The following is a 22372-nucleotide window of genomic DNA, read 5'->3' on the forward strand; positions in this document are numbered from 1 at the left end:
AATGTAATGACTGATCATGTTCAGTTTTTTATGTGATCTGAACAAAATTTGTTGAAGTTTTAATATCAACCCTTACAATCCGCGCAAACGATTAAATGCTGTATATGTTTGATGAAATGGATCAAATGTTTCTACTACCGAGCCTACCTTGGTGACTACAGTTTTTAGTGTAGAGATCCCTCTATTCTCACAGCATTTGAATCTCAAATTTCTTAATTCAATACATAGGTTTTGTTGTGAATACCGACTCCACCCTGAAAGCCCAGAAGACATCTGGCTCACTTGACACCCTGTTCAAACTCTCAGAGAGAAAGACCACGATCAGCACTGAGCTATACGCAGGTTTTATTACCTTCTTAGCGATGAGTTATATCTTGGCGGTTAACCCAGCAATTTTGGGTGGCATTCCGGGAATGGACAAAGGTGCAGTCTTTACGGCGACCGCTCTTTCTGCTGCTATTGCAACGCTTATCATGGGCATTTGGGGTAACTATCCAGTCATGCTAGCACCTGGCATGAGCATGAATGGCTTCTTCAAAGGTTTATTGTTAAGTGGTTCAGTGGCGGTACTTTGGAATGAAGCATTATTTGGCATCTTCCTATCGGGTATTCTTTATCTTGCCTTCTCATTGACTAATATCCGTAAGTCGATGATTGAATCGATTCCTGAAGATTTGAAGCTGGCGATTACTGTGTCTCTCGGCTTGTTCATTGCTTTCTTAGGCCTTAAGAATGCGGGTATCATCGTTTCTAATCCGTTCGTACTGGTTGGTTTAGGTGACATTTCCGATCCAAAAGTGATCATCGCTTATGTGAGTATCTTCATTGCATTGGGCTGTATGGTTCGTGACATCAAGCTAGCAACATTCATCTCATTCGTTTCTGCTATCGTGTTGACCATTCTTGCTGATGTATTCATGGGCACATCAAACGCGCCAATCCCTGACCAATTCGTTTCAATGCCACCAAGTATGGCAGGCAGCTTTGGCGCTATCTTTGACTTCTCAGCTTTTACGCCTGAGAAAATGTTCGATTTGTTGTTCATCGTACTTATCTTCTTGATTGTCGATTTCTTCGATGGATTGAGCACGATTGTGGGTGTTGGCCGTGATGCAGGTATCATCGACAAAGACGGTAAAGTGCCGAATGCAAAATCGGCGCTAGTGGCTGATGCGGGCGGTACTGTGATTGGTTCAATTCTAGGTACCACATCGATTACTGCTTTCTCTGAATCGGGTATTGCCTCTTCTCAAGGTGCGAAAACAGGTTTAGCGGCAGTCATGGTGGCTGGCCTATTCCTAGTGTCTCTATTCCTATACCCAATCTTCTCTATCTTCTCAGCGGCAATGGTCGCGCCTGCGATGGTTGTGGTAGGCATCTACATGGTGGGTCGTCTTGGTCAGATTAACTGGGAAAAGAAAGAGTCACGCATTGCAGCTTTCTTCACCATCATGTTCACAGTGCTAAGCTTCTCACCAGCGAACGGTATGGCGATGGGTTTCATCAGCTACGCATTCACAATGGTTGTTGCAGGTAAGCGCAAAGAAGTGCACCCATTGATCTACGGCCTGTGTGTGGTGTTCTTAACGTATCTGATTCTGTTGTAAGGTTAGTCCGCCACTAGGAAGTTGATAAGTAAAAAACAAGTCGATGGCTCTGCAGTGAATGTGGGGCCATTTTTGTATTCGTCGCTTCTCTAGAGCGCATGCTAATGTAGAGACTGGATTAATTATTTTTTGAAGAGTGACTATGCCTTCTCACTTACCTAAATCTTTTAGTAAGCCGTTTTTAAAAGTATTTCACATTATGGAAGCGGTATTACTGGTAGCGATCACGCTCGCGACCTTGTTTGCGATGGTCGAAGAGTTCATGCATGTTTTTGCTGAACGTCGAGTGCAATTGACCGATATTCTACTGATGTTCATCTATTTAGAAGTGTTGGCGATGGTTCAGCAGTTTGTGATGAACGGTAAGATCCCGGTTCGATATCCGATTTACATCGCGATGATGGCGATTGCTCGTTACATTACTCTGGGCATGAAAGAGTTGGATGCAGTACTCATCGTTTGGTTGTCTGTTGCAGCGTTTATCTTAGCAGCAGCAACACTTTTGATTCGAGTAGGGCACCATTACTGGCCATATGTGGATCTTCGAACCAAGCAGCCGGATGAGTAATTCAATTAACTGAAATATGATGATCTAAAAAATTCGCCCAGCACTGCTGGGCGAATTCATTTAGTAACATACTAACCTGATAAGCAGTGTTAGAAGTTATAGATCAGTGCGATTTCAACACGGGAAATGTCATCACTGCTACTGCCGACTACGTCACGTGTGTAGTCGCTATCTAATGCGTAGTACATATTTAACTCAGACTTTAAGTTGCCTGTGATGTAATTATGGAATTGCAGATAGAACTGGGTGTAAGCGTATTTTTCGTCAGACTCTGCACCAAATAATACATCTTGGTTGAGTGTGTAGATTGCATCATCTGTGTTGGCACGCCATGTCGACATAAAGCCAGCGATGATGGATTGTTTCGGCTGATACTCAATCACAGTGTAAGAACCGACCTGCATTGCGTTACCGTAAGCGCCATCATGCGCGAAACCCAGTGGGTCACCTGTCCACAAAGGGTTAAACGTGTTCACTTTGTCGCTGTTTTTATCTGAACCTGATGCGTAATGTAGGTTCAGACCTAAGCGATAGTTCCAGTCTGCTTTCCAGTTGTAGTTCAAATCGGCATAAGCCATGTAGGCTGAGATATCTTTACCTGCATGATCACCAAATTGATAAACACCGTCGAGCATGTAACCAACCCCTTCACTCACAAAGTCATGGGCATGTAAGCCTAAAACTTGAATGTCGACGTCACCGTCTGGTGCATTAACAAAGCTTTCATTGGTGAGTTTATTACTCATTATGTAGGCTTGCATTGCCCCGAAGTCAGTTCTCCAATTAGCGAATAAGCCGGTCGATTTTTTGCCATTGGTTTTATCATCCCAGTTGTCACCGAAGCTGCCATCTTTGTAGAGAGGGAATACTTCCTCGCCGTAGTATGCGTCAAAATTGATGCCTGCTACGCTGTATTTTGCGCTGGCTGCATTCCAACTTGATTGAACTGGCGTTGGTTCACGGTTCATCATTTGCCATTCATTTAAGTATATTTCTTGGCGACCAAGGCGGGTACTTAGGTATTGCTCACCGTCATCGAGTAATTTGAATTCGGTAAACAACTGGTGGAAGTCAGTACCGGCATCGTCTATTGGACCCGGACTATCGAGGTTAGTGTAATTGGTTCGAATTTCACCAAATACACGCATCCAGTCTTGGTAAGTCACATCGGTGGAGAATTGCATGCGAGTACGCAGTTCATTTTTCTTGCGGTTTTCTCCGTCGTACATGTGATTCCAACGGTTATCGACTGCGGCTTTTACATTGCCGCTAAATGAGACTTTCCAGTCACCACTGTCATCAATATCCAAGCGTTTGAGTTTTTCTGAAAAGCTTTTTTGACTTTCGTCTAGACCATCGACATAGCTCCAGTCCTCATTGGCTCTATCTCCCCAGAAGACGATAGGGTTGCGCTCAGACCAGCTTGATGTTGTATTTTCGTTTGCGTGTAGGACGCCAGAAACACAAAGAGCAAGTAAAGTAACTGCATGTTTTGTCATTGCTTTCATTTTTATATTTCCCATATTTCAGGTGCACGAATCCCTTCCTGTGACTTGTAGTCACAGGAGGAATTGTCAGTTATTGGTTTCTATAGATTCGTAACAGTAGGGTTACGGAAGTTGCGCTTAGCTAAGAGTCGACACCAAGGGCTTCTTTGATACCAGAGGCAATCGTAATAACGTTGGCTCCATATATCACTTGAATGCCTTTATTCATTCTGACGACACCAATTGCGTTGAGCTGTTGTTTCCAAACTTTATCGCTTGCCGTTAGTGATTCGTCATGCAGCGAAACACGCAGTCGAGTTGCACAGTTTGTCACGTTCTCAATGTTGTCAGCTCCACCCAGTGCCTTAATGATTTCAACAGGCAGTCCTTTTGAGGTCTGCTCCTTTTTCTTTTTAAAGTCTTCTTTTGAATACAGGGCGATATCACCATCTTCTTCTTCGCGACCTGGAGTTTTTGAATCAAACTTCAGGATGAAGAACTTGAATGTGTAGAAGTAAATCGCGAAGTATAGTGGGATAATCCACAATAGAGCCCAAGCATGAACCTTTTCAGGTTGTAGTAGGTTAGGCACCATAAATAGCAGCTGATTACCGTGAATTGAAACACCCATCATTTCGGTGATCACATAAGCAAGACCATTTAGCGGAACATGCACTGCAAAGAATAGGAATGGTTGGACGAATAGGAAGGTATATTCTAGTGGCTCGGTAATACCGATAACAGCAGCCGTAAATACCGCAGGCACCATGATAGCGGCTACCTTCTTACGATTGGCTGTTTTTGCTGTTACGTACATTGCATAAGCAGCACCCGTCAAGCCACCAATTTGGATTGGAATACGACCGCTGGTAAAGTTATGTGTAATGTAGCTCGTTGCCTCTGGTGAACTCATTTGGCCATTCATGATGTTACGAACACCTTCGTAAACAACACCATCAATCTCCATTACGCCACCAACACGAGTGTATTCAATAGGGAAGGCGATAAGGTGATGTAAGCCAAATGGCAATAAGCCTTTGTCAAATACGCCAAATAGGAAAGAGCCAAAAATACCTGAGCTAGTAATCAAGGTAGTGATGGACTGCAGTGCCCCAGCGATCGGTGGCCAAGCGTAGTAAACAAACAGCGCGATAGGCATGATAGCGAAGTAAGCAAAAATCACTACGGCACGAGGGCCTGAGAAGAAGCTCAAGAGTGCAGGCATTTCGAATTTGTAGTAACGGTTGTGGATCCAAGCCGTAATACAACCAACAAGAATACCGCTAAAGATCCCCATGTTGTAAGCGAAGATACCTAAAGACTCACCCCATAAAGAGTTGAAGTTTTGCGCTGCTACTTTGTCGTAGCCAGCATCATTCATTAATGACGCAACGCTTGTAGTTTCTTGAGTCCATCCGTGAAATGCAGCGATCGATCCGATAGCGACGTTGAAACACATGAACATGGTAAAGCCAGTGAAGGCTGCCCAACCTTTTTCAGATTTCGCCAGCGCGAACGCTAGACCAATCGCAAAGAAAGGCGGTAGATTGCGCATGACCATCAAGCCAAGATCTAACATCAGCTTAAAGAATGCCCAAATAACAGAGTCGGTAGCAGACATTTGGTTTACAACACCAGCGCCCACACCAATAAATATACCTGCGATAACCAGTACGATGATGGATACCATCATACCTCCAGCAAGTGCTTGAACCTTATCTCTCATAATTTACTCCTAAAGTGATATGAGAACTTTCACGTATATTGTTATTGCTCTTTTTAATGACTCGAGGCTGAGCCTTTCATTGGGCTCATGGACACGAGTCACATCACCAGGAAAAGTAGGTCCGAATGCCACACCATTGTTTAGCGCGCGCGCGTAAGAAGCTGCACCTTTGCTAAAGCATTGAGCGTCCATTTTGGTAACTTCGGAATAAGCTTTTCCCATTGCTTGGATAAGTTCACTTTCGGGTGAGAGGTAAGATAGAGGTAAGTACTGGTGTTCAATCAATCTCACTCCGTATTGTTGGGATACATACTGGAGTTGGGTACGAGCTTGATCGATAGTCAGTCCTTTAGGAAACCGAAAATCAAAATCCAAGTTGTAGCCATGTTGATTCAAATTGAGGGAGGAGACACAGCATGTAGTCGACCCCATTTCATTATCTTGGTGTGCTAGCCCTAATTTCGAAGCATCATTGGAATCACTAAAACACGCGTCTAGTAAATCAATTAAATTTCGAGAGTTAGTGTCTAACCCTTCAACATGTCGCATGTGACGAACAAACTGATCCATACAGTTATCGACCTTATGCGGGTTGCGAGATTTCTCCCACGGCGTTGACAACTCAACGCAGTACAACTCCTTTTGTTGGTGGTTATCACTTTGTGCCACATTGGCAAGAGTGACCGTTGCTGAAGCTTCAAATGTTGCTGCTACTTCAGCCGCTTTTTCTCCTGTCAGATAAATCGATAATTGATAGCAGGTGGATGTTCTGTCACGCTCACTTTCAATGCTTACGATCTGACAAGTTCCTAGGTCATTGTGAGTTGGGAATTCTCGTTGTAATGACGCATACAGGATACCTTTTTCTCCATTAACGATTGGGAAGTCGCCATCTGGAGAGAAACCATAATCCGGTTGAGGGTTATGATTAAAATAATGTTCTACACATTCCCAAGTTGTCTCTTCTGCGCCGCCGATGATCACTCTTATTTTTTTGTCGAGTGTTACATCAAGCGCTTTAAACATCTTGAGAATATACAGACTGGCCATTAACGGGCCTTTGTTGTCGGTAACGCCTCGTCCTAATAAGTCATCACCGTGTTGGTGCATCTCAAATGCAGGTGTCAACCACGCGTTTAAATCACCAGCTTCGACTACGTCAACATGATGTAATATGCCTATTTCTTGTGAGCCTTCGCCATAGCTGATGTCCAAGGCATAACCATCATGATCACGGACTTCAAACCCTTCTCGTTTCGCCCAATTAATTAGAAAATTGAATGCGTTTCTAATTGGTAAACCAAAAGGAGCACTAGGTGAACAGCTACTGATATCACGTACAGACGGAATAGCAATTAGCTCAGATAGATCACGCGTAAACGTTTCAATATTTGAATCAAAATAGCGCAGTGTTTGAGCTGAAAAATTGCTTTCCGTCATGTTTTATTCCTAAATTATCCTTACTGACATGCTTGTAAATAGACTTGCAAGCGAGGTCTCATTTTGATTATAAATCCCAGCTATTGAACGTGTTGCTTTGATAATAAATACGTACCTTCTGCATTCGAAAAAGCCATGGAATCGGCCGTTCTTTGCGCGAAAATACCGTTCTCGACGACGCCAGGAATAGCGTTAATTTGGAGTTCTAATCGCTTTGGTTCAGCGATGTCCAAATGAGCAACATCGAGAATGATATTGCCGTTATCAGTGGTGCAGTCTTGGCGCAACGTCGGGTGTCCACCAAGGCTTTGTAAGGCATTAAACACAGCGGTTTGTGCGGCAGGTAAAACCTCTACAGGGAGTGGAAACTTTCCGAGTTGAGTGACCAATCGACCGCTATCTGCGATGGTGATGAAGCTTAGAGCAAGCGTCGCGAGTACTTTTTCACGAGCCAGTGCTGCACCACCACCTTTCACGGTCATGCCGGTTGTAAGACCTTCATCAATGCCATCAATGTAGAAATCAACACGGCCACATTCAGATATGGATATCTCATTCAGCCCTGCAGAGGATAAAGCTCGACTTGAGCGAACCGAACTGGATACGCAGTGAGCAAACTCAGCGCCACTTTCTTTCAATAGTTGAATGAATACTTCAACTGTTGCACCTGTGCCGATACCAATCACGCTAGAAGGTGTTAGCGTTTTTAGGACTTGCTCTAAGGCTACTTTTGCAGCCTTAGTTCGCAGGCAGTCTTGGCTTTGGTTTTCAATAAAGCGTTGTGCCATGCTCATATTACTTCTCCAGAACCGCTAGGGATTTTTCAACGATGTTTTCAACCGTAAATCCAAACATTTCGAAGAGTTGTTCTGCTGGTGCTGATTCACCAAAGCTTGTCATTCCCACAATGTCGCCGTGTAGCCCGACATACTTGAACCAGTAGTCACGGATACCTGCCTCTATGGCAACTCGTGCTGTCACATGGCTTGGTAAAACCTGTTCCTTGTATTCCGCGCTTTGTGCGTCAAAAATATCGGTGGCCGGCATTGAAACTACGCGGCAGCGAATATGGCTGAGTTGTGCTTTTGCTTCCATGGCAAGTGCCACTTCAGAGCCGGTTGCAATCAAAATAAGTTGTGGTTCGCCTTCACAGTCAGAAAGGATGTATCCACCTTTCGCTACATTGGAAAGCGTGTCTTGATCACGCTCGAATTGAACAAGATTCTGGCGAGAGAAAATCAATGACGTTGGACCATCAAAACGTTCGATAGCAGACTTCCAAGCCACCGCGGTTTCTACTTGGTCGCAAGGACGCCAAGTGCTCATGTTTGGGGTAAGTCGAAGCGATGCGATTTGTTCAACCGGTTGGTGTGTCGGACCATCTTCCCCCAAACCGATAGAGTCATGGGTATAAACGAAGATACTGCGTTGCTTCATTAGTGCTGCCATACGAAGCGCGTTACGAGCGTACTCCATGAACATCAAGAACGTACCGCCGTATGGGATAAAGCCTCCATGCAACGCCACGCCATTCATCATTGCAGACATCGCAAATTCACGAACGCCGTAACTCAAGTAGTTTCCTGACGCATCTTGAGCGGTAATTGCTTTTGAGCCTGACCAGTTAGTTAAGTTTGAAGGGGTTAAATCGGCAGAACCTCCCAAAAACTCTGGCAGTAATGGTCCGAATGCTTCAATAGTATTTTGTGATGCTTTGCGAGTCGCGATGGTTTGTGGATTCGCTTGCAAAGTCTGGATTAGGTCTTGAGTGTGCTGATCCCAATTTTCAGGTAATAGGTTCTGGCTACGACGCAAAAACTCAGCGGCTAATTCTGGGTGCGCCTCTTGATAAGCATTGAAACGTGTTTGCCAATCATCTTCATTGCTTTGTCCTTTCTCTTTCCCATCCCATGCTTGGTATACATCTTGAGGAATTTCAAATTCAGGATGGTCCCAGCCGAGGTTGAGTCGAACCAATGCGACTTCATCAGCACCTAACGGAGCACCATGACAGTCATGACTGGCTGACTTGTTTGGTGAGCCAAAACCAATCACGGTTTTGCAGCAAATTAAGGTTGGTTTATCTGTTACGGCTTTAGCTTCAGTAATCGCTTTGTGAATATCATCAGCGTTATGACCATCAACATCAGCAATAACATGCCAACCGTAGGCTTCAAAACGTTTTGGTGTGTCATCAGAGAACCAGCCGTCGACTTCGCCATCAATCGAAATGCCATTGTCATCCCAAAAAACGACCAGTTTCCCTAGTCCAAGCGTACCGGCAAGTGAACATGCTTCATGAGAAATACCTTCCATCATGCAGCCGTCGCCCATGAACACGTAGGTGTGGTGATCAACAATGTCGTGGCCTTCACGGTTGAACTGTTCAGCCAGCACTTTTTCAGCCAAAGCCATGCCGACACCGTTGGTGATGCCTTGTCCTAATGGGCCGGTAGTGGTTTCAATACCTGGAGCGTAACCGTATTCAGGGTGACCTGCGGTTTTACTGTGTAATTGACGGAAAGATTTGATGTCATCCATTGATAGCTCGTAACCAGATAGGTGTAACAAGCTATAGATAAGCATTGAGCCATGGCCATTCGACAAGATAAAACGGTCGCGGTCGGCCCAGTTAGGGTTGCTCGGATTGTGTTTTAGAAAATCACGCCATAGAACTTCAGCGATATCGGCCATGCCCATCGGTGCTCCGGGGTGGCCCGAGCCTGCTTTTTGTACAGCGTCCATGCTTAGAACGCGAATAGCGTCGGCTAATTTAGTTCGTGTAATCATTATGCTTCTCCTACAGGCGTGCTTCGATCATGGTTTCTAACTTGCCTTGATCGACTGCAAAGTTACGGATGCCTTCGGCGAGCTTTTCTGTTGCCATCGGGTCTTGGTTCATCTCCCAGCGGAACTGTGCTTCAGTCATAGCTGTTGGTGTCTCTTTGATGGTGTCACGGTCGGCAAAGAGTAGGCGCTCAACAGAGCCTTCTTGTGCTGCAAGTTGGTCTAAAATTGCAGGGCCTATGGTCAAACGGTCACAGCCCGCTAATGCTAGGACTTCATCGGCATTGCGGAAGCTCGCGCCCATCACAACCGTGTTGTAGCCATGATCTTTGTAGTAGTTGTAAATTTCAGAGACTGAAACGACACCAGGATCTTCATGAGGAAGGTACTCTTTTTTATCGGTATTGGTTTTGTACCAATCTAGGATACGACCGACAAAAGGTGAGATTAAGAAAACACCGGCTTCTGCACAGGCTTTGGCTTGTGCAAAGTTGAACAGCAGCGTTAGGTTGCAGTTGATGCCTTCTTTCTCTAGCTCTTGAGCTGCTCGAATGCCTTCCCAAGTTGACGCTAACTTAATTAGGATTCGGTCGTTACTGATGCCAGCTTCGTTATACATGCCGATAAGCTTACGAGCTTTTGCCAAGCTTGCGACTCTGTCGAATGACATACGAGCGTCGACTTCTGTTGAGATGCGCCCCGGTACCGTTTTTAGAATTTCTAAACCAATGTTGACCGCCAGTTTGTCTCCAGCGTCGATCAACTGTTGTGATTTGTCGTTGCTTTGTGCTTTTGCCCAAGTGATCGCATCGGCGATTAAGTGATCGTATTGCGGCATTTCTGCGGCTTTTAGTACTAGAGATGGGTTGGTTGTGGCGTCTTCAGGTTGAAATGCAGCAATAGCATCAATATCACCTGTGTCGGCAACGACAGTGGTGTGCTTTTTCAGTTGTTCTAATTTATTCATCGTTCATTCTCGGTAAGTTGGTTTATCAATTGCAGTAGCGTTTGATCATTCATCGAACTCAGCACCACGTTGGCTAGCGAGACATCGAGGTGACGAGTGAGCAAATTGGTTACTGCAACTGTTGGTATTCCTGCCGATCGAGCCGCCATAATTCCAGGAGGGGAATCTTCGAAAGCGATGGCTTGATGGGCAGATACACCGAGTTGTTCTAATGCCGCTAAATACACATCGGGATGTGGTTTCCGTCTATCTGAGGCAATGTCTTCTGCTCCGATAAAACAGTCAAAATAGGGTGTAAGGTTCAAACGATTCAGAATTGGCATGTAATGTTCAGCCTCTGAGCTGGTGGCCAGTGCAATGCTCAATGAGTGTGATTTAGCAAAGTCTAGATACTGACGGACACCTTCTCGTTCTGTTATTGAAGCAATTAATTGGTAGGCATGAGCGATCACTCGATCGCGAATTTGTGAATCGGACAGCTTTTGATTCGACGCTTTGTTGAATAGTTGATAAAGGTAGGTTGCTGGCGCTGAGCTCCCAACTAGGCCAGCAACCTGGAGTGGCGAAACTTCAACGCCGTATGGTTTTAACAAAGCCTCCCAGGCTTTGAACATACAGGTTTCGGTATCGACGAGAAGGCCATCGAAGTCAAAGACCAACGCTTTCAGGTTACTGGCAATGAATTCCTCTCTTTCCAATTTCAAAGCTGTATGACCTAAAGTGTTGTTCTTGCACTCCATGTTTCAATCTCCATTTTCTTTAATTATGACAAACGTGAATTTGTGACTGTCGCTTATTCAACCAAACTGGCCTGCAATACTTTTTTCATTTCTTCACCACTGGTTAGTGGTAGATCAAAGCAAAAAGCCGGCTCCAACTTTTGAACATCTTCTTTGGTGACACCTACTTGAGTTAAGTTCGATTCAAGACCGATACGTTCAAGGAATTTCACAAGAGCAGCCGCTAATGATTGAGCTTTTTCTTCGGTACTTCCCACAGCACCAAATAACTCAGCCACTTGAGCAAATCTCTCTGGTTGCTTGCGCCATTGAAGTTGTACATAAGCTGGATAAACCACTGCGAGTGTTAATCCATGTGGTAGGTTTGTTTTGCTACTACCTAAGATTTCGCCTAAAGGGTGTGGTGCCCCCGCACCGCCATTAGCTAGCGAGATCCCGCCAAGTGTGTCTGCTTTCGCGAGTTGGCAGCGGCCATGTAAATTTGCGCCGTTGTCGACAACACTCGGTAGGTGATCAATGACAAGCTTCATTGCTTCTAACGCCATACCATCAACAAATGGAGATGGTCGAGTACCCGTAAATGATTCAAACGCATGTGAAAAAGCATCAAATCCGGTCATAGCTGTCATACGTGGAGGCAGTGTCAGCATGAGCTCTGGATCGATTAACGCTTCACAAGGGAAAAATTCAGGGTGAAACAGTGTTAGCTTTGCATGTTGCTCAAGGTCGGTAATCACTGCCGCTTGCGTCACTTGAGAGCCAGTTCCCGATGTTGTAGGTACAGCGATCAAAGGTACGACTTTCGCGGGTAGTGGGTTGACGTCCCCAAACGGTGAATCATAAGTGGCAAACCAATGGGCCCAATCTAGAGACTCTGCATTGATCGTTGCCGAAATGATTTTTGCTGTATCAATCGATGAACCACCACCAATGGCCAAAACCACATCACAGTTATTTCCGATGGCCACTTGGCGGCCAAGTTCAACGACGGTTGTAGGCGGATTCGGTACGACACCATCAAAATGAGTCACTTCAATTCCTTGCTCTGAAAGCAAAGTAAAAATGCGGTCATAGGCTGGCTTTACTGCATCAAAAATAGGTTCGGATACTACTAGGCAACGTGTGCCATATTGAGCGATAAGCTGACCTATTTTCTGAATCTCACCCGCACCAAAGGTTAGCTTGGTCGGTTGATAGTGTTGAAACTGTGTCATGGTTTAATCCTTGGTAGTGGTGCCAAACCCGAGCATAGAGGGGGGTAGGTTTAGCACCGTTATTTCTAGATTGCTGTGGCGCATCGATTCGATAGAAACTGCGCTAGGCAATTACTTAAACGGTTTCGACTTCTTTTGTGTCTGCCGCTGCTTTATCTTCCAGTTGGTCGATTGCAGCGCGGAAGTCACGAACGCCTGCTGTGATGCCGTCTTTGTGGCCAAAGATATTTGTCGATGCAACCATCACATCAATATCTTCATTAAGCAGTTCTTCGATGTTGTGGTTACGGATACCGCCATCTACACATAGCTCACAGTTAGGGTTGCGTTCGTTGATGAGTTCACGTGCTTCGCGGATCATTGCAATCGCAGATTTGCGCCATAACCATTCATCATCGCCATCAGTAATGCCGTGAATAACAATGTGTAAACGGTCTAGGTAGTAGATAGATTCTTTAACAAATGACACTGGCGTTAATGCACCAACGGTTAAACCAAATTTCATTCCGTGGTTTTGACAGTACTTAATGATGTAACACAGAGGAGCACCGATAAAATGCTCAGCTGGTAGAATCAGCATGTCTGCACCAGCAGCTGCGATTTTATCGATAAATAATTTGTCGCAATCTTTGAAGTAAGCGTGAACTTCAATTGGCTTTTCAGTGTAAGGACGAATGCCTTCAACAATTTGATGCCCCCCCATCAATTGCAGGTTTTTCAGGTCATGCATATCTGCTGCATCACAGTGGATGTAATCGGCACCAGCATCAGATACTTCTTTCACTACGTCTGCAATGTGGCCGTAATCTACGTGTGCTAATCCTGCGGCAATTTTTACTTTTTTCATGATTTATCCTTAGTAACTAAAAGTGTTTTGGCATGTGTGTTGGCCTTCTTGCACTATCAAGCGAAGGTACTGGCCAATTCCACAGCCGTTGTTATTGGTAACAATTAGATTAGCCATGCCTTTTAAAGCAGGGCTGGCATTAGCCATTGCGACAGGTTCTCCGACAAGTCGGAACATAGAGGCATCGTTGTCCCCATCCCCAAAAGCAATGGTGTTATGAGATGAAATTCTTTGGTCATTTAGCCACTGTTGAAGAGCGTGACCTTTGGTGGCTGCTTTAGACGTAATGTCCAATTTATTCGGTGTTGATAAGTCAGCTTGGAAGTGCGTTTTTAAGGAATCTCGTAACTGGTTTAGAGATTCTTTGTCTTGGCTAGACACTAATACTTTGTATACATCGCCACTGCGAGCGATGAGTTCGGTCAGCGTTGGGATAATCTGCAGCTCCATTGCGGCATTAATAACCTCAGCCTTTTTTTCTAAACCCTTTGTATGAGTTGATTCTTTTTGAGCAAAGATGCCTTTACTTGAATAGATGGTGAAGGCGAAATGTCCATCATTCAGTAAGCTCAACAGGCCCGTTAGTGATTCATGACTAATTGTGTGCTGATGTTGAACACGTTGTGTTTTAGGGTCATAAATATAGGCACCATTGCAGCAGATGATTGGTAGCGATAATTGAAGCTGGTCAACATATGGCATCATCAGCTGGTGCGGTCTACCACTCGCCAAGCTCACCTGATATCCATTATTAACGGCAAGACAAATCGCTTGTTTGTTAGTCACGCAGATCTGCTCAGCATCACTTAACAGTGTTCCATCTAAATCAATCATTACTGCTTGGTATTTCATTTTACTCTCCAGTGACTTCTTATGACGCAAATCGACTATAAATGGTCAAATGCAGTCACGTAAAGTCATTTTTGATTTATTGTGAACAAAATAATGGTTCCGATCACACATTTCGAGTCAAATTAATTCAAAGGAGTTCATTTTGAGAATCTAATTGCTCAAAAGTTCATAATGCGTCAAAATAATTCAAAAGAACTTAATGGTATGAACAATGAATGAAGCTCAGCGTCATAGAAGCTTGTTAGATCATCTAACGAGTCATACGTTTATAACGACAAATGACTATGTGAAGATGTTAGATATCTCTTTATCTACAGCTCGTCGGGACATTACAAAGTTGGCGGAAGAAGGGAGGCTGAAAAAAATCCGTAATGGGGCAGAGGTAATCAATTTTGACTCGTCCCTAGCCGCAACTCATGCACCAAGCAGCTTTATCCCCTGCGAAACAGATATAGAAAGCTATGTAGCGAAAAAGCGAATTGCTAAAGCTGCGGCAGATATGTGTGAAGAACACGACAGTATTATTGTGAGTGGTAGCAATACGACTTTTTTGATGGGAGAGCATTTAGCGCATCGTGATGTGCAAGTTGTGACGAATTTTATGCCATTGGCTTATCAGCTGATTAGTCAAGATCATCAAAGTATCATCATACTTGGTGGCCAATATCTACCCGAACGTCAGATCACTATTTCTCCAGATGAAGAAGCAGCAGATGACCATAAAAGTCGTTTTGTCTTCTTTACGGGTACGGGTGTTACGACAGCTGGTGTGCATACCTCTGATCTATTGGTCTATATGGCAGAGAAAAAGCTGCTGGAGTATGGTGATCGTATTGTGGCTCTGATAGATAGCAGCAAAGTAGGTAAGCATGGTGGGAAGTTACTCGCTACCGCTTCTCAGATTGACACATTGATTACAGATGACGGCGCTGACCCTAAGGTGCTTGATGCTTTACGAGAACTTGGTGTGAAGATACTGGTAGTTTAGTTACGTGGAGAGTGCTGTTGCGGCGTTTGTTTTTGCTTTTGTCGTACTCTTGATTCTAGTAGAACATTATTACTGGCCGTGTGTGTGTTGTCCGAACCAAACCGCGGAAGAGTAAATTTCTTCAGATCATAGCTTTGTAAATGAAGTTCAGTGATGTTGTGGGGCTGAATAGAAGTTAATTGAACAAAAAATAGTCATTTTATTCAAATAACGCTTTACAACCTGGTCAGGATCACCAAGAATGTGCTTGCTCTGTTTTCAGGGTTATTAAATGAAACATCCAGTTGTAAAGTAAAACCCTTAGTATTGCTTCATTGTTATTCTCAGTGTTTCCCTTGGCTTCATAGATACATTAAATAATTCAAGCTTTCAGCGCATCGCACTTTTGGCGATTAATTTTTTATTTTTATATAAGGGACACATCATGTCTAACAAAACAAACGGCGTAGTAAAATGGTTTAACGAAGAGAAAGGCTTCGGTTTCCTAACTCAAGACAACGGCGGCGCTGACGTATTCGTACACTTCCGTGCAATCGCTTCTGAAGGTTTCAAGACTCTTAAAGAAGGCCAACAAGTGTCTTTCGAAGTAGAGCAAGGCCAAAAAGGTCTTCAAGCTGCAAACGTTGTAGCTCTATAAGATTTTAAGTCGGCGCAGGTTGCAATAGCAACTTGCGTCACTTTCTCTCTCAAACCAGTTTCCCCTCAGTTTTACCGTAACATTCTCCTCCACTTGCAACACCTCCTCTAAATATTAAAAATCCTTTTGTACACCTGATCAGTTCTATCTATCGCTGTATCTATTTTTTGTGCTAAGTACATCTCCTGCGTAACAACCTGCTCAACTTACTCATCCTGATTGTCATTATTGTATCCATAAAAAAAGCCCCTAAAACTAGGAGCTTATCTTGATCTAATCAACACTGATTCAGCTAGTGGCTATCCACAGTGTGTTACTGACGAACTGTTATTCAATGTTCTGGATCTGAATGTATTTTATCGAGATTAAGCCAAATTAAATCAATGTGTTATGTTCTTATTATTGGTTTTTTTGATATTTACCTGCCATTTCTGTCACCTTTTTTGTGCAAGATTTTTGTTTGATTTTTGAGATCAAAAAACGCCACATATGTGGCGTTTAAGTATAGCTTTGTTAGAGCCTACGAAGGTCAAAACGATAAATCTGAGGAATCATCCCATTGATGTCTTTTGAGCTCAGCTAGAGCTGTGGCTCGTTCTCCCTCACGGGGAATACCATTCAGTCTTTCGTGATGAGAGCGAGGACAGTACGCGTACATATCAGAAGATTCAAATTTTCTAATCATATCTTGCTTAAAAAGCTCTACTTCATGTAAGAACTCTTCCGAGCGACTTAGATCACCATTTATGATTAATCTTTTAAAGACCTCTTGGATTAGTTCATAGTATTGATCATGCATGATGCTGAAGTAGGGATGACTTATATGAGTATCCCTTAGTTCCTTTTTATAGTTATGTAGTGCATTAATCATTGTTTTTTCGTTATTTACCAAGCTCATTATATGTACCTTTGTTGTAGTTATTATTGGTATTAGTGTTTATTATTTCTTTTTCTCTTTGACTCAGTATTTTTTTTGTCTTTAGTAGTTTATTCAGAGTTAAAGATAATCTTTTTGATGCTGACTTTTCTAGGGCCCACTCTTGCCGCGTCAAGCGCCTCTTTTTTGGGCCGATTCTGGTTAACCCACAGAAGACGCCAACTTGTTCTTGATATTCATCTTGGTATTCTCTCATTGCATTTTTATATGCTCTGACCTTTTCTTTAGCAGAGGCCGAATCTAATTTATCACGAGCTTGTATGCCTTGATGAACCGTGCTGATATTAAGGTGATTAGAAGAGCTATCTAATTCCGGTACAACGTAAAAATGGCAATGTGGAAAACCGTCATTTTCATCAGTATGGAGCACTAGGGATTTGTACCTCGAACCATATTTTTTCTTCAAAAACTGATGATTGAGTTTTATCCACATCCTAAACTTATTACAGTTTGGATTAAATATGCTTAGTGCTTTAGGGTAGCTAACGACTCCTGCCAGTATTATTTGTGCATCTTTGCGAAGCTTTCTGCCTATCTTATCTTTTGCTTTTTTAGCTTGAGACTCTGCTTGTTTTACAACGTCAGTTGGTTTTTTTCCATAGAGCAAATGATACGGCTTTGGTTGTTCTATATGTGGGCATGCACCTACAGCTCGTTCGCATTCTTCAGCAATCGCTTTAGCTGATTGTTTTTTATTGTTTCTTGAAGATATACTTGCATAAGTTTCTATATGTATAAATTGATAACTCATTTTAATGGCACCTTTATTGTTATTATGATGGCGCTAAAATAACAAAAAATCTTTTTGTTATTTTAAGTGTCTAACTAGATTATTAAGAGCGTTAGCGTCTTAATCAGACGTTTATGAAGTATGAATAAACATAGTCTGTCACTATGTTTATATTATGAGCTATTAATTGTTATAGGTAAATAAAAATATTAACATACGGCTAACGTATACTAATATTATTACTGACTTTTAATTTTTGGGGGGTAAAATAACTTTGCGGCCAACTGGAAATATCTTGGTTTGTTAATTTTAACTTACCACTAGGTATTATTAATTAAGTTGATTTTAGGTGTGTTAGGATTTGGGTTGATTCGGCAAGTATTCTTGCCGGCCTAATAACCTTGAAATCAAATTAAATCTAATTAAATATTGATTTCAATAAATCTATTTTTAATTGAAAATTTAAATTGAGCAATTTCCTTTCCTTCTTTTCCTTCCTATTTCAAACATACTTTTTACTTCTTTTTCAAGCTCATCTCTATCGACTTGATAGCTGTTGGCTATATGTTCGATGCTTTTGCAATGTTGCCACATGACGCGAGGGCTAAACTCAATTTGATTTTCATATTTTGTACAACATCGTTCCCTCTCTTTATGTTTATCAATGATGAAGTAAGTGTTGCAGATCCATTCGCCCTTAGGTGACTTCTTTCCTCTCAGTCGGCTTATGTACTCTTGTGCGGCCATCATCAATGTTAATTTACTCATACTTGTTTTCCTCTTTCGATTAGTTGTGCCAGCCTAGCGGCTGAACTAAGCCATATCATTTAGTGTTTATGCTGCTGCATCGAGTTTGTTTACTTCGAGCCAGTTTTCAATATCGCTAAAGCGCCACCCAATTAATCGTGATCTAATGGCGACAGGAGATGGAAAATTTTTATCTTGTCTCAAACGCCATAAAGTTGTCTTACTTACACCTAGTAAATTGGCCAACTCTGTTTGTCTAATTAATCTGATATTGTTAATAATGTCGTTTGTTGGGTGTGTTAAATTGTTCATGTACTCTTCCTGTCTAGTTGATCCTCTATAGGTTAGGAGTCCCTTAGGAGGGCATGACCGGAAAATTTATTTAGATAAAATTTCATTTAATTTTTAACCAATTGATATTAAGGGTTTTTTTTGGAAGGTAATAGAAAGCTTCTTGAGCTAATAGTTGATGCAGCTAATGGCGGTGAAAGGGAATTTAACAAGCTGGTGACTCTTTATTCAGAACGAGTTCATCTGGAAATTTCTAAATTCATGAAAAAAAACGACTTTCATAAGATACTCTACGTAGACTATGAAATGGCAATTGACGATGTAGCTGCAACCGTTTGGTTAGAAATGCACAAGACTATCAAAAGGGGGAAGTTGTCTTTTGACGAGGTAAGCTCGTTTAATAATTACCTAGAAATTGTCTGTCGTCATAGGACTTATAGGTTTATGGCGAAGCGAATATCCCACCGTACGTATAAAGGAAAGTTGATAGAGCAAAAGCATGAGTACAGTGATGATAATGATATAGGAAAGTTAATTGGAGATAGAAGAATCAATGATTCAAACCGAAAAATGATTAGGTTTGAAAGCCTAGATGAAATGGAAGGAGTGCTTGAATCTATAAATAGACAGTCTCCTGAAGACGCATTGATTGACGAACAACTATCCCGAACAATTTTGGAGAGCCTTACAGAGCAAGAGCGTAATGTATTTGAGCTTATGCTGGAAAAAGATTATCAAACAGATGTTGCCAATGAGCTGGGTGTGGATGTAAGGACTATTTTTAACAGAGTTAAAGCTATTGAAACTAAGGCAAAAAGGCATCGAAGAAAATAACGTGTCAGTGTTACTTTTGATTTATCTTTAGTTAATGATTAGTAAGCCTTTGTTTAATATTTATTTTTTCCGAAAATCGATACTAACAAGTGATATTTTTAAATTAGATAGTACTATTAAGAGCTTTTGCTTTCTTTTACCGAATCAACTAAAATCAGGTAGCTCTTTAGTGTAATTTAGATTGAATTTCAAAAGTTTAGTCTAGTCTGGCGATGCGCCAAACTCTCATTTATTGGGCACATTTGCAGTTGCGGAACAACATTTTAGACCCGTAACCGCTGCTCATGCTTCACAGACGCTTACGGATCTAAAATGTTATTCCGCGGCTTCTAGTAAAGAGCTCTGTGTGACTTGGGAGCTTTCTCCCAAGTCACCTTTAACAAAACAAGAACTTAATGGATTTGAAACTTTATCAATACCTTAACGAACGGAATCTAAACTTCAAAAGCCTTCTTGAAGCTACTCCGTCTAAACACTATAAGGTTTATAAGATCCCAAAAAAGCGCCTAGGTTTTAGAACCATTGCGCAACCCACGCCTGCCGTAAAAATTATCCAAAAAGAAATAGTAGATTACCTAACGCCTAAAGTATCGATACATACTTCTGCAACAGCTTACGTTCCCGGAAGAAGTGTTAAGGATAATGCTCTTGTACATGTTAAGTCCAACTTCTTGCTTAAGGTCGACTTAGAAAATTTCTTTAATAACATCACACCTAAAATGCTATTTAAGTCATTGAAAAAACAGGGTATTGTTGTTTCCGGGGTGGATCTTATTGTATTGCAGCAATTTTTATTTTGGAACATTAGTAAGAAAAGAAGTGGAAAGCTAGCTTTAAGTGTAGGAGCTCCAAGTTCACCTTTTGTGTCAAATGTGGTTATGCTTTCTTTTGATGAGAGAATGACCAAACTATGTAGGAAGTCAGGAATAAACTATAGTCGTTATGCTGATGACTTGACTTTCTCTACGACCCAGAAAGGGCTTCTCTTTGAGCATTTATTTGTTGTACGAAAGGCACTGAAGAAAGAGTTTGGTGCAAGGCTAGTTTTGAATGAGTCCAAAACCGTTTTCTCCTCTAAAGCGCATAATAGACATGTGACCGGGATAACTTTAACTAACAATAACAAAATCTCACTAGGTAGAGAGAGAAAGCGATACATCTCAGCTTTAGTTCATAAGTTTAAGCTTGGTTTGCTAGATGTAGAAGACACCCTCCATCTACAAGGACTCATATCGTATGCAAATCATATAGAAGCGAGCTTTGTTCAAAAAATGTCAATCAAATATGGTGATAATGTTTTGACTGAAATCATCAAATATTCTGGAGAGAATGATGTCTAGCACGCTAAGTCGGCAAATTAAGCAGGTTATGTCTAAATCAGAGTCTGGTAGCTTCGCAGCTTCAGCGCAGCTAGTTGAAATTTTTGAAGGTGGTTTGATGGGAGCCCCTATTGATGAATCTAAAGTTCAACACTACCGTCTTAAGTGTGCAGAACAATTAGCAAGTGCTAGTTTGAGGCTTTCTTCAATTAAACTCATTGATTATCGTGGGTTTTCAAACATTGAAATCCCCTTTAATAAAAAATCAAATACGATTGTTATTATTGGAAACAATGGTAGCGGTAAGTCGAGTGTACTGAACGCTATTCAAAAATCTTTAACGCACTTTGTATCTCGATTATCCACAAGATCTTACAATGGTGATCAGTTGGATGAGTTTGATATAGCTGTCGGTGCTAACTACGCAACTGTTATTCCAGAGTTTCAAGTTGATGGAACTAATTTTAGCTTTGAGTTATCTCAAAGTAGACCAATGCTCGAGCCTAAGAAAAAAAGTAAGTTCAAAGAGCTAAATGACATCGGGAACTTGTATCGACTTGCTAATACTGTGAATGAAGACCTTTCATTTCCACTTTTGGCGAGTTACACCGTAGAAAGAGCTAACGATGTTACGACCAAAGATATAGAAGAATCTGAAGAGATTCTGAGTAACCAAACTTGGGATAAGTCGAAAGCATATAGTAAGAGTTTGACAGGTAAAGCTGACTTTAAGTTGTTTTTTCGATGGTTTAAGGAGCAGGTTGAGTCGGAAAATGAGGAAGGTAGTGAAGTTAGGGTTATAAAGGCCAAAATTGAATCTAAAGAGGATGAGATAAATAGCAAATTAATGACCTCGATTCTATCAGACCCTAAGACTGCGGCTGTGGGAGAAGGATTAATAATGCAATATCGAGAGCAGATAAACATCCTTCAAGAAGAGCTCAATCAAAAATCCAACATTGGTAACAAAGCGCTAGATAGTGTTAGAAATGCTGTCTATAAGTTCCTTCCTGGGTTTTCCGACTTAAAACTCAAAAGAGCGCCATTAGATATGGTTATCAATAAAGATGGTCAGGAATTTAGTGTGTTGCAATTGTCACAAGGTGAAAAAAGCCTTTTGGCTCTAGTTGCCGATATTTCTAGAAGATTGACAATGTTGAACCCTTTGCTAAGCAATCCTTTAGAGGGTAGTGGATTAGTACTAATTGACGAAGTAGATCTTCACCTCCACCCTTCTTGGCAACAGAAAGTTATTCAACGTTTAGAGAATACTTTTCCTAATATTCAATTCATAGTTACAACTCATAGCCCTCAGGTATGTCATACACTGGATAGCGATAATATATGGTTACTGAAAGATGGTAAAAAATTTAAAGCTCCTAAAGGGGTTAGAGGTGCTATATCTTCATGGGTATTGAGAAACCTTTTTTATGTAGAAGAGCGGCCACCTGAAGATGAAATAACTCAACTACTTAGTAGATATAAAAAGTTGGTTTATGCTGATAGGTATAATACTGAAGATGCTAGAAGTATGAGAAAAGTGCTAATCGATAACTTTGGTAAAGATTACGATACCATCATTGAACTAGACCTTTATATTGAGAACAAAGAGTGGGAGCAAGAGTTTGAGGACGATTAATAAATCTACTGATGA

20 protein-coding genes and 1 riboswitch are annotated in these 22372 nt (G+C 41.9%); of the genes, 7 read left to right on the forward strand and 13 right to left on the reverse strand.

What is annotated here, in order from left to right:
- The first annotated feature begins 78 nt into the window (after positions 1 to 78).
- Positions 79 to 178: riboswitch (purine riboswitch) on the forward strand.
- Positions 179 to 236: 58 nt separating this feature from the next.
- Together OCV30_RS00625 and OCV30_RS00630 are read left to right on the forward strand one after the other, a co-directional pair.
- Entirely contained in the window at positions 237 to 1607 is a 1371-nt protein-coding gene (locus tag OCV30_RS00625; RefSeq protein WP_065678261.1) for an NCS2 family permease, read from the forward strand.
- Between the two features lie 142 nt (positions 1608 to 1749).
- Positions 1750 to 2175 (forward strand): phosphate-starvation-inducible protein PsiE, encoded by a 426-nt coding sequence (locus tag OCV30_RS00630; RefSeq protein ID WP_009848000.1) that lies wholly within the window; start codon positions 1750 to 1752, stop codon positions 2173 to 2175.
- Between the two features lie 89 nt (positions 2176 to 2264).
- Here OCV30_RS00630 and OCV30_RS00635 read toward each other — a convergent pair whose 3' ends face one another.
- The 10 genes from OCV30_RS00635 to OCV30_RS00680 all read right to left on the reverse strand — a co-directional run bounded on the left by OCV30_RS00635 (position 2265) and on the right by OCV30_RS00680 (position 14235).
- Positions 2265 to 3683: an alginate export family protein gene (locus tag OCV30_RS00635; protein ID WP_065678260.1), complete on the reverse strand. Its 1419-nt coding sequence runs from the start codon at positions 3681 to 3683 to the stop codon at positions 2265 to 2267.
- Positions 3684 to 3804: 121 nt separating this feature from the next.
- Positions 3805 to 5388, reverse strand: coding sequence for a PTS transporter subunit EIIC (locus OCV30_RS00640; protein WP_065678259.1), 1584 nt, complete (start codon positions 5386 to 5388; stop codon positions 3805 to 3807).
- 9 nt (positions 5389 to 5397) lie between these two features.
- Positions 5398 to 6828 (reverse strand): Sapep family Mn(2+)-dependent dipeptidase, encoded by a 1431-nt coding sequence (locus OCV30_RS00645; RefSeq protein ID WP_065678258.1) that lies wholly within the window; start codon positions 6826 to 6828, stop codon positions 5398 to 5400.
- A gap of 80 nt (positions 6829 to 6908) precedes the next feature.
- Complete coding sequence (gene rpiA, locus OCV30_RS00650; protein WP_065678257.1) at positions 6909 to 7622, reverse strand: ribose-5-phosphate isomerase RpiA; 714 nt, start codon at positions 7620 to 7622, stop codon at positions 6909 to 6911.
- A 1-nt stretch (position 7623) separates the two neighbouring features.
- Positions 7624 to 9618, reverse strand: coding sequence for a transketolase (gene tkt, locus OCV30_RS00655; RefSeq protein ID WP_065678256.1), 1995 nt, complete (start codon positions 9616 to 9618; stop codon positions 7624 to 7626).
- 10 nt (positions 9619 to 9628) lie between these two features.
- Positions 9629 to 10582, reverse strand: coding sequence for a transaldolase (gene tal, locus OCV30_RS00660; RefSeq protein WP_017099278.1), 954 nt, complete (start codon positions 10580 to 10582; stop codon positions 9629 to 9631).
- A complete protein-coding gene (locus OCV30_RS00665) occupies positions 10579 to 11322 on the reverse strand; it encodes an HAD family hydrolase (RefSeq protein ID WP_017099279.1) in 744 nt (247 codons plus the stop codon). Before OCV30_RS00665 ends, tal begins: the two co-directional genes overlap by 4 nt.
- Before the next feature lie 53 nt (positions 11323 to 11375).
- Complete coding sequence (locus OCV30_RS00670; protein WP_065678255.1) at positions 11376 to 12536, reverse strand: iron-containing alcohol dehydrogenase; 1161 nt, start codon at positions 12534 to 12536, stop codon at positions 11376 to 11378.
- A 115-nt stretch (positions 12537 to 12651) separates the two neighbouring features.
- Positions 12652 to 13383, reverse strand: a complete 732-nt coding sequence (locus OCV30_RS00675) for a ribulose-phosphate 3-epimerase (RefSeq protein WP_012603032.1) — start codon at positions 13381 to 13383, stop codon at positions 12652 to 12654.
- Positions 13384 to 13392: 9 nt separating this feature from the next.
- Positions 13393 to 14235, reverse strand: coding sequence for a Cof-type HAD-IIB family hydrolase (locus OCV30_RS00680; RefSeq protein ID WP_009847986.1), 843 nt, complete (start codon positions 14233 to 14235; stop codon positions 13393 to 13395).
- Between the two features lie 211 nt (positions 14236 to 14446).
- On the opposite strand from OCV30_RS00680, the gene ulaR reads away from it, so the two are divergent.
- Entirely contained in the window at positions 14447 to 15223 is a 777-nt protein-coding gene (gene ulaR, locus OCV30_RS00685) for an HTH-type transcriptional regulator UlaR (RefSeq protein ID WP_009847985.1), read from the forward strand.
- A 424-nt stretch (positions 15224 to 15647) separates the two neighbouring features.
- Entirely contained in the window at positions 15648 to 15860 is a 213-nt protein-coding gene (gene cspE, locus OCV30_RS00690) for a transcription antiterminator/RNA stability regulator CspE (RefSeq protein ID WP_004735656.1), read from the forward strand.
- A gap of 881 nt (positions 15861 to 16741) precedes the next feature.
- On the opposite strand, the gene OCV30_RS00695 is transcribed toward cspE, so the two are convergent.
- The 3 genes from OCV30_RS00695 to OCV30_RS00705 form a co-directional block, all read right to left on the reverse strand.
- A complete protein-coding gene (locus OCV30_RS00695; RefSeq protein WP_065678253.1) occupies positions 16742 to 17548 on the reverse strand; it encodes a plasmid recombination protein in 807 nt (268 codons plus the stop codon).
- A 441-nt stretch (positions 17549 to 17989) separates the two neighbouring features.
- Positions 17990 to 18295 (reverse strand): hypothetical protein, encoded by a 306-nt coding sequence (locus OCV30_RS00700; RefSeq protein WP_065678252.1) that lies wholly within the window; start codon positions 18293 to 18295, stop codon positions 17990 to 17992.
- Between the two features lie 66 nt (positions 18296 to 18361).
- Positions 18362 to 18586, reverse strand: a complete 225-nt coding sequence (locus OCV30_RS00705; RefSeq protein WP_065678251.1) for a helix-turn-helix transcriptional regulator — start codon at positions 18584 to 18586, stop codon at positions 18362 to 18364.
- A 120-nt stretch (positions 18587 to 18706) separates the two neighbouring features.
- Here OCV30_RS00705 and OCV30_RS00710 point away from each other — a divergent pair, with 120 nt between their 5' ends.
- The 3 genes from OCV30_RS00710 to ptuA all read left to right on the forward strand — a co-directional run bounded on the left by OCV30_RS00710 (position 18707) and on the right by ptuA (position 22357).
- Positions 18707 to 19399 carry a sigma-70 RNA polymerase sigma factor region 4 domain-containing protein gene (locus OCV30_RS00710; RefSeq protein WP_065678250.1) on the forward strand — a complete coding sequence of 231 codons (693 nt, stop codon included), beginning with the start codon at positions 18707 to 18709 and terminating at the stop codon, positions 19397 to 19399.
- A gap of 395 nt (positions 19400 to 19794) precedes the next feature.
- Positions 19795 to 20739: a retron St85 family RNA-directed DNA polymerase gene (locus OCV30_RS00715; RefSeq protein ID WP_065678249.1), complete on the forward strand. Its 945-nt coding sequence runs from the start codon at positions 19795 to 19797 to the stop codon at positions 20737 to 20739.
- A gap of 28 nt (positions 20740 to 20767) precedes the next feature.
- Positions 20768 to 22357, forward strand: coding sequence for a retron Ec78 anti-phage system effector ATPase PtuA (ptuA, locus tag OCV30_RS00720; protein ID WP_240696835.1), 1590 nt, complete (start codon positions 20768 to 20770; stop codon positions 22355 to 22357).
- Positions 22358 to 22372: the final 15 nt, after the last annotated feature.

Origin of the sequence: Vibrio atlanticus (assembly GCF_024347315.1) — a bacterium.
Classification (GTDB): domain Bacteria; phylum Pseudomonadota; class Gammaproteobacteria; order Enterobacterales; family Vibrionaceae; genus Vibrio; species Vibrio atlanticus.

What these genes read in the sequence shown, in the direction of transcription:
- ulaR (WP_009847985.1), top strand. Translation starts at nt 14,447, where the DNA reads ATGAATGAAGCTCAGCGTCATAGAAGCTTGTTAGATCATCTAACGAGT.
- OCV30_RS00695 (WP_065678253.1), bottom strand. Translation starts at nt 17,548, where the DNA reads ATGAGTTATCAATTTATACATATAGAAACTTATGCAAGTATATCTTCA.
- OCV30_RS00645 (WP_065678258.1), bottom strand. Translation starts at nt 6,828, where the DNA reads ATGACGGAAAGCAATTTTTCAGCTCAAACACTGCGCTATTTTGATTCA.
- OCV30_RS00670 (WP_065678255.1), bottom strand. Translation starts at nt 12,536, where the DNA reads ATGACACAGTTTCAACACTATCAACCGACCAAGCTAACCTTTGGTGCG.
- cspE (WP_004735656.1), top strand. Translation starts at nt 15,648, where the DNA reads ATGTCTAACAAAACAAACGGCGTAGTAAAATGGTTTAACGAAGAGAAA.
- OCV30_RS00700 (WP_065678252.1), bottom strand. Translation starts at nt 18,295, where the DNA reads ATGAGTAAATTAACATTGATGATGGCCGCACAAGAGTACATAAGCCGA.
- OCV30_RS00705 (WP_065678251.1), bottom strand. Translation starts at nt 18,586, where the DNA reads ATGAACAATTTAACACACCCAACAAACGACATTATTAACAATATCAGA.
- OCV30_RS00675 (WP_012603032.1), bottom strand. Translation starts at nt 13,383, where the DNA reads ATGAAAAAAGTAAAAATTGCCGCAGGATTAGCACACGTAGATTACGGC.
- OCV30_RS00630 (WP_009848000.1), top strand. Translation starts at nt 1,750, where the DNA reads ATGCCTTCTCACTTACCTAAATCTTTTAGTAAGCCGTTTTTAAAAGTA.
- OCV30_RS00635 (WP_065678260.1), bottom strand. Translation starts at nt 3,683, where the DNA reads ATGAAAGCAATGACAAAACATGCAGTTACTTTACTTGCTCTTTGTGTT.
- ptuA (WP_240696835.1), top strand. Translation starts at nt 20,768, where the DNA reads ATGTCTAAATCAGAGTCTGGTAGCTTCGCAGCTTCAGCGCAGCTAGTT.
- OCV30_RS00665 (WP_017099279.1), bottom strand. Translation starts at nt 11,322, where the DNA reads ATGGAGTGCAAGAACAACACTTTAGGTCATACAGCTTTGAAATTGGAA.
- OCV30_RS00715 (WP_065678249.1), top strand. Translation starts at nt 19,795, where the DNA reads ATGGATTTGAAACTTTATCAATACCTTAACGAACGGAATCTAAACTTC.
- tal (WP_017099278.1), bottom strand. Translation starts at nt 10,582, where the DNA reads ATGAATAAATTAGAACAACTGAAAAAGCACACCACTGTCGTTGCCGAC.
- rpiA (WP_065678257.1), bottom strand. Translation starts at nt 7,622, where the DNA reads ATGAGCATGGCACAACGCTTTATTGAAAACCAAAGCCAAGACTGCCTG.
- tkt (WP_065678256.1), bottom strand. Translation starts at nt 9,618, where the DNA reads ATGATTACACGAACTAAATTAGCCGACGCTATTCGCGTTCTAAGCATG.
- OCV30_RS00680 (WP_009847986.1), bottom strand. Translation starts at nt 14,235, where the DNA reads ATGAAATACCAAGCAGTAATGATTGATTTAGATGGAACACTGTTAAGT.
- OCV30_RS00640 (WP_065678259.1), bottom strand. Translation starts at nt 5,388, where the DNA reads ATGAGAGATAAGGTTCAAGCACTTGCTGGAGGTATGATGGTATCCATC.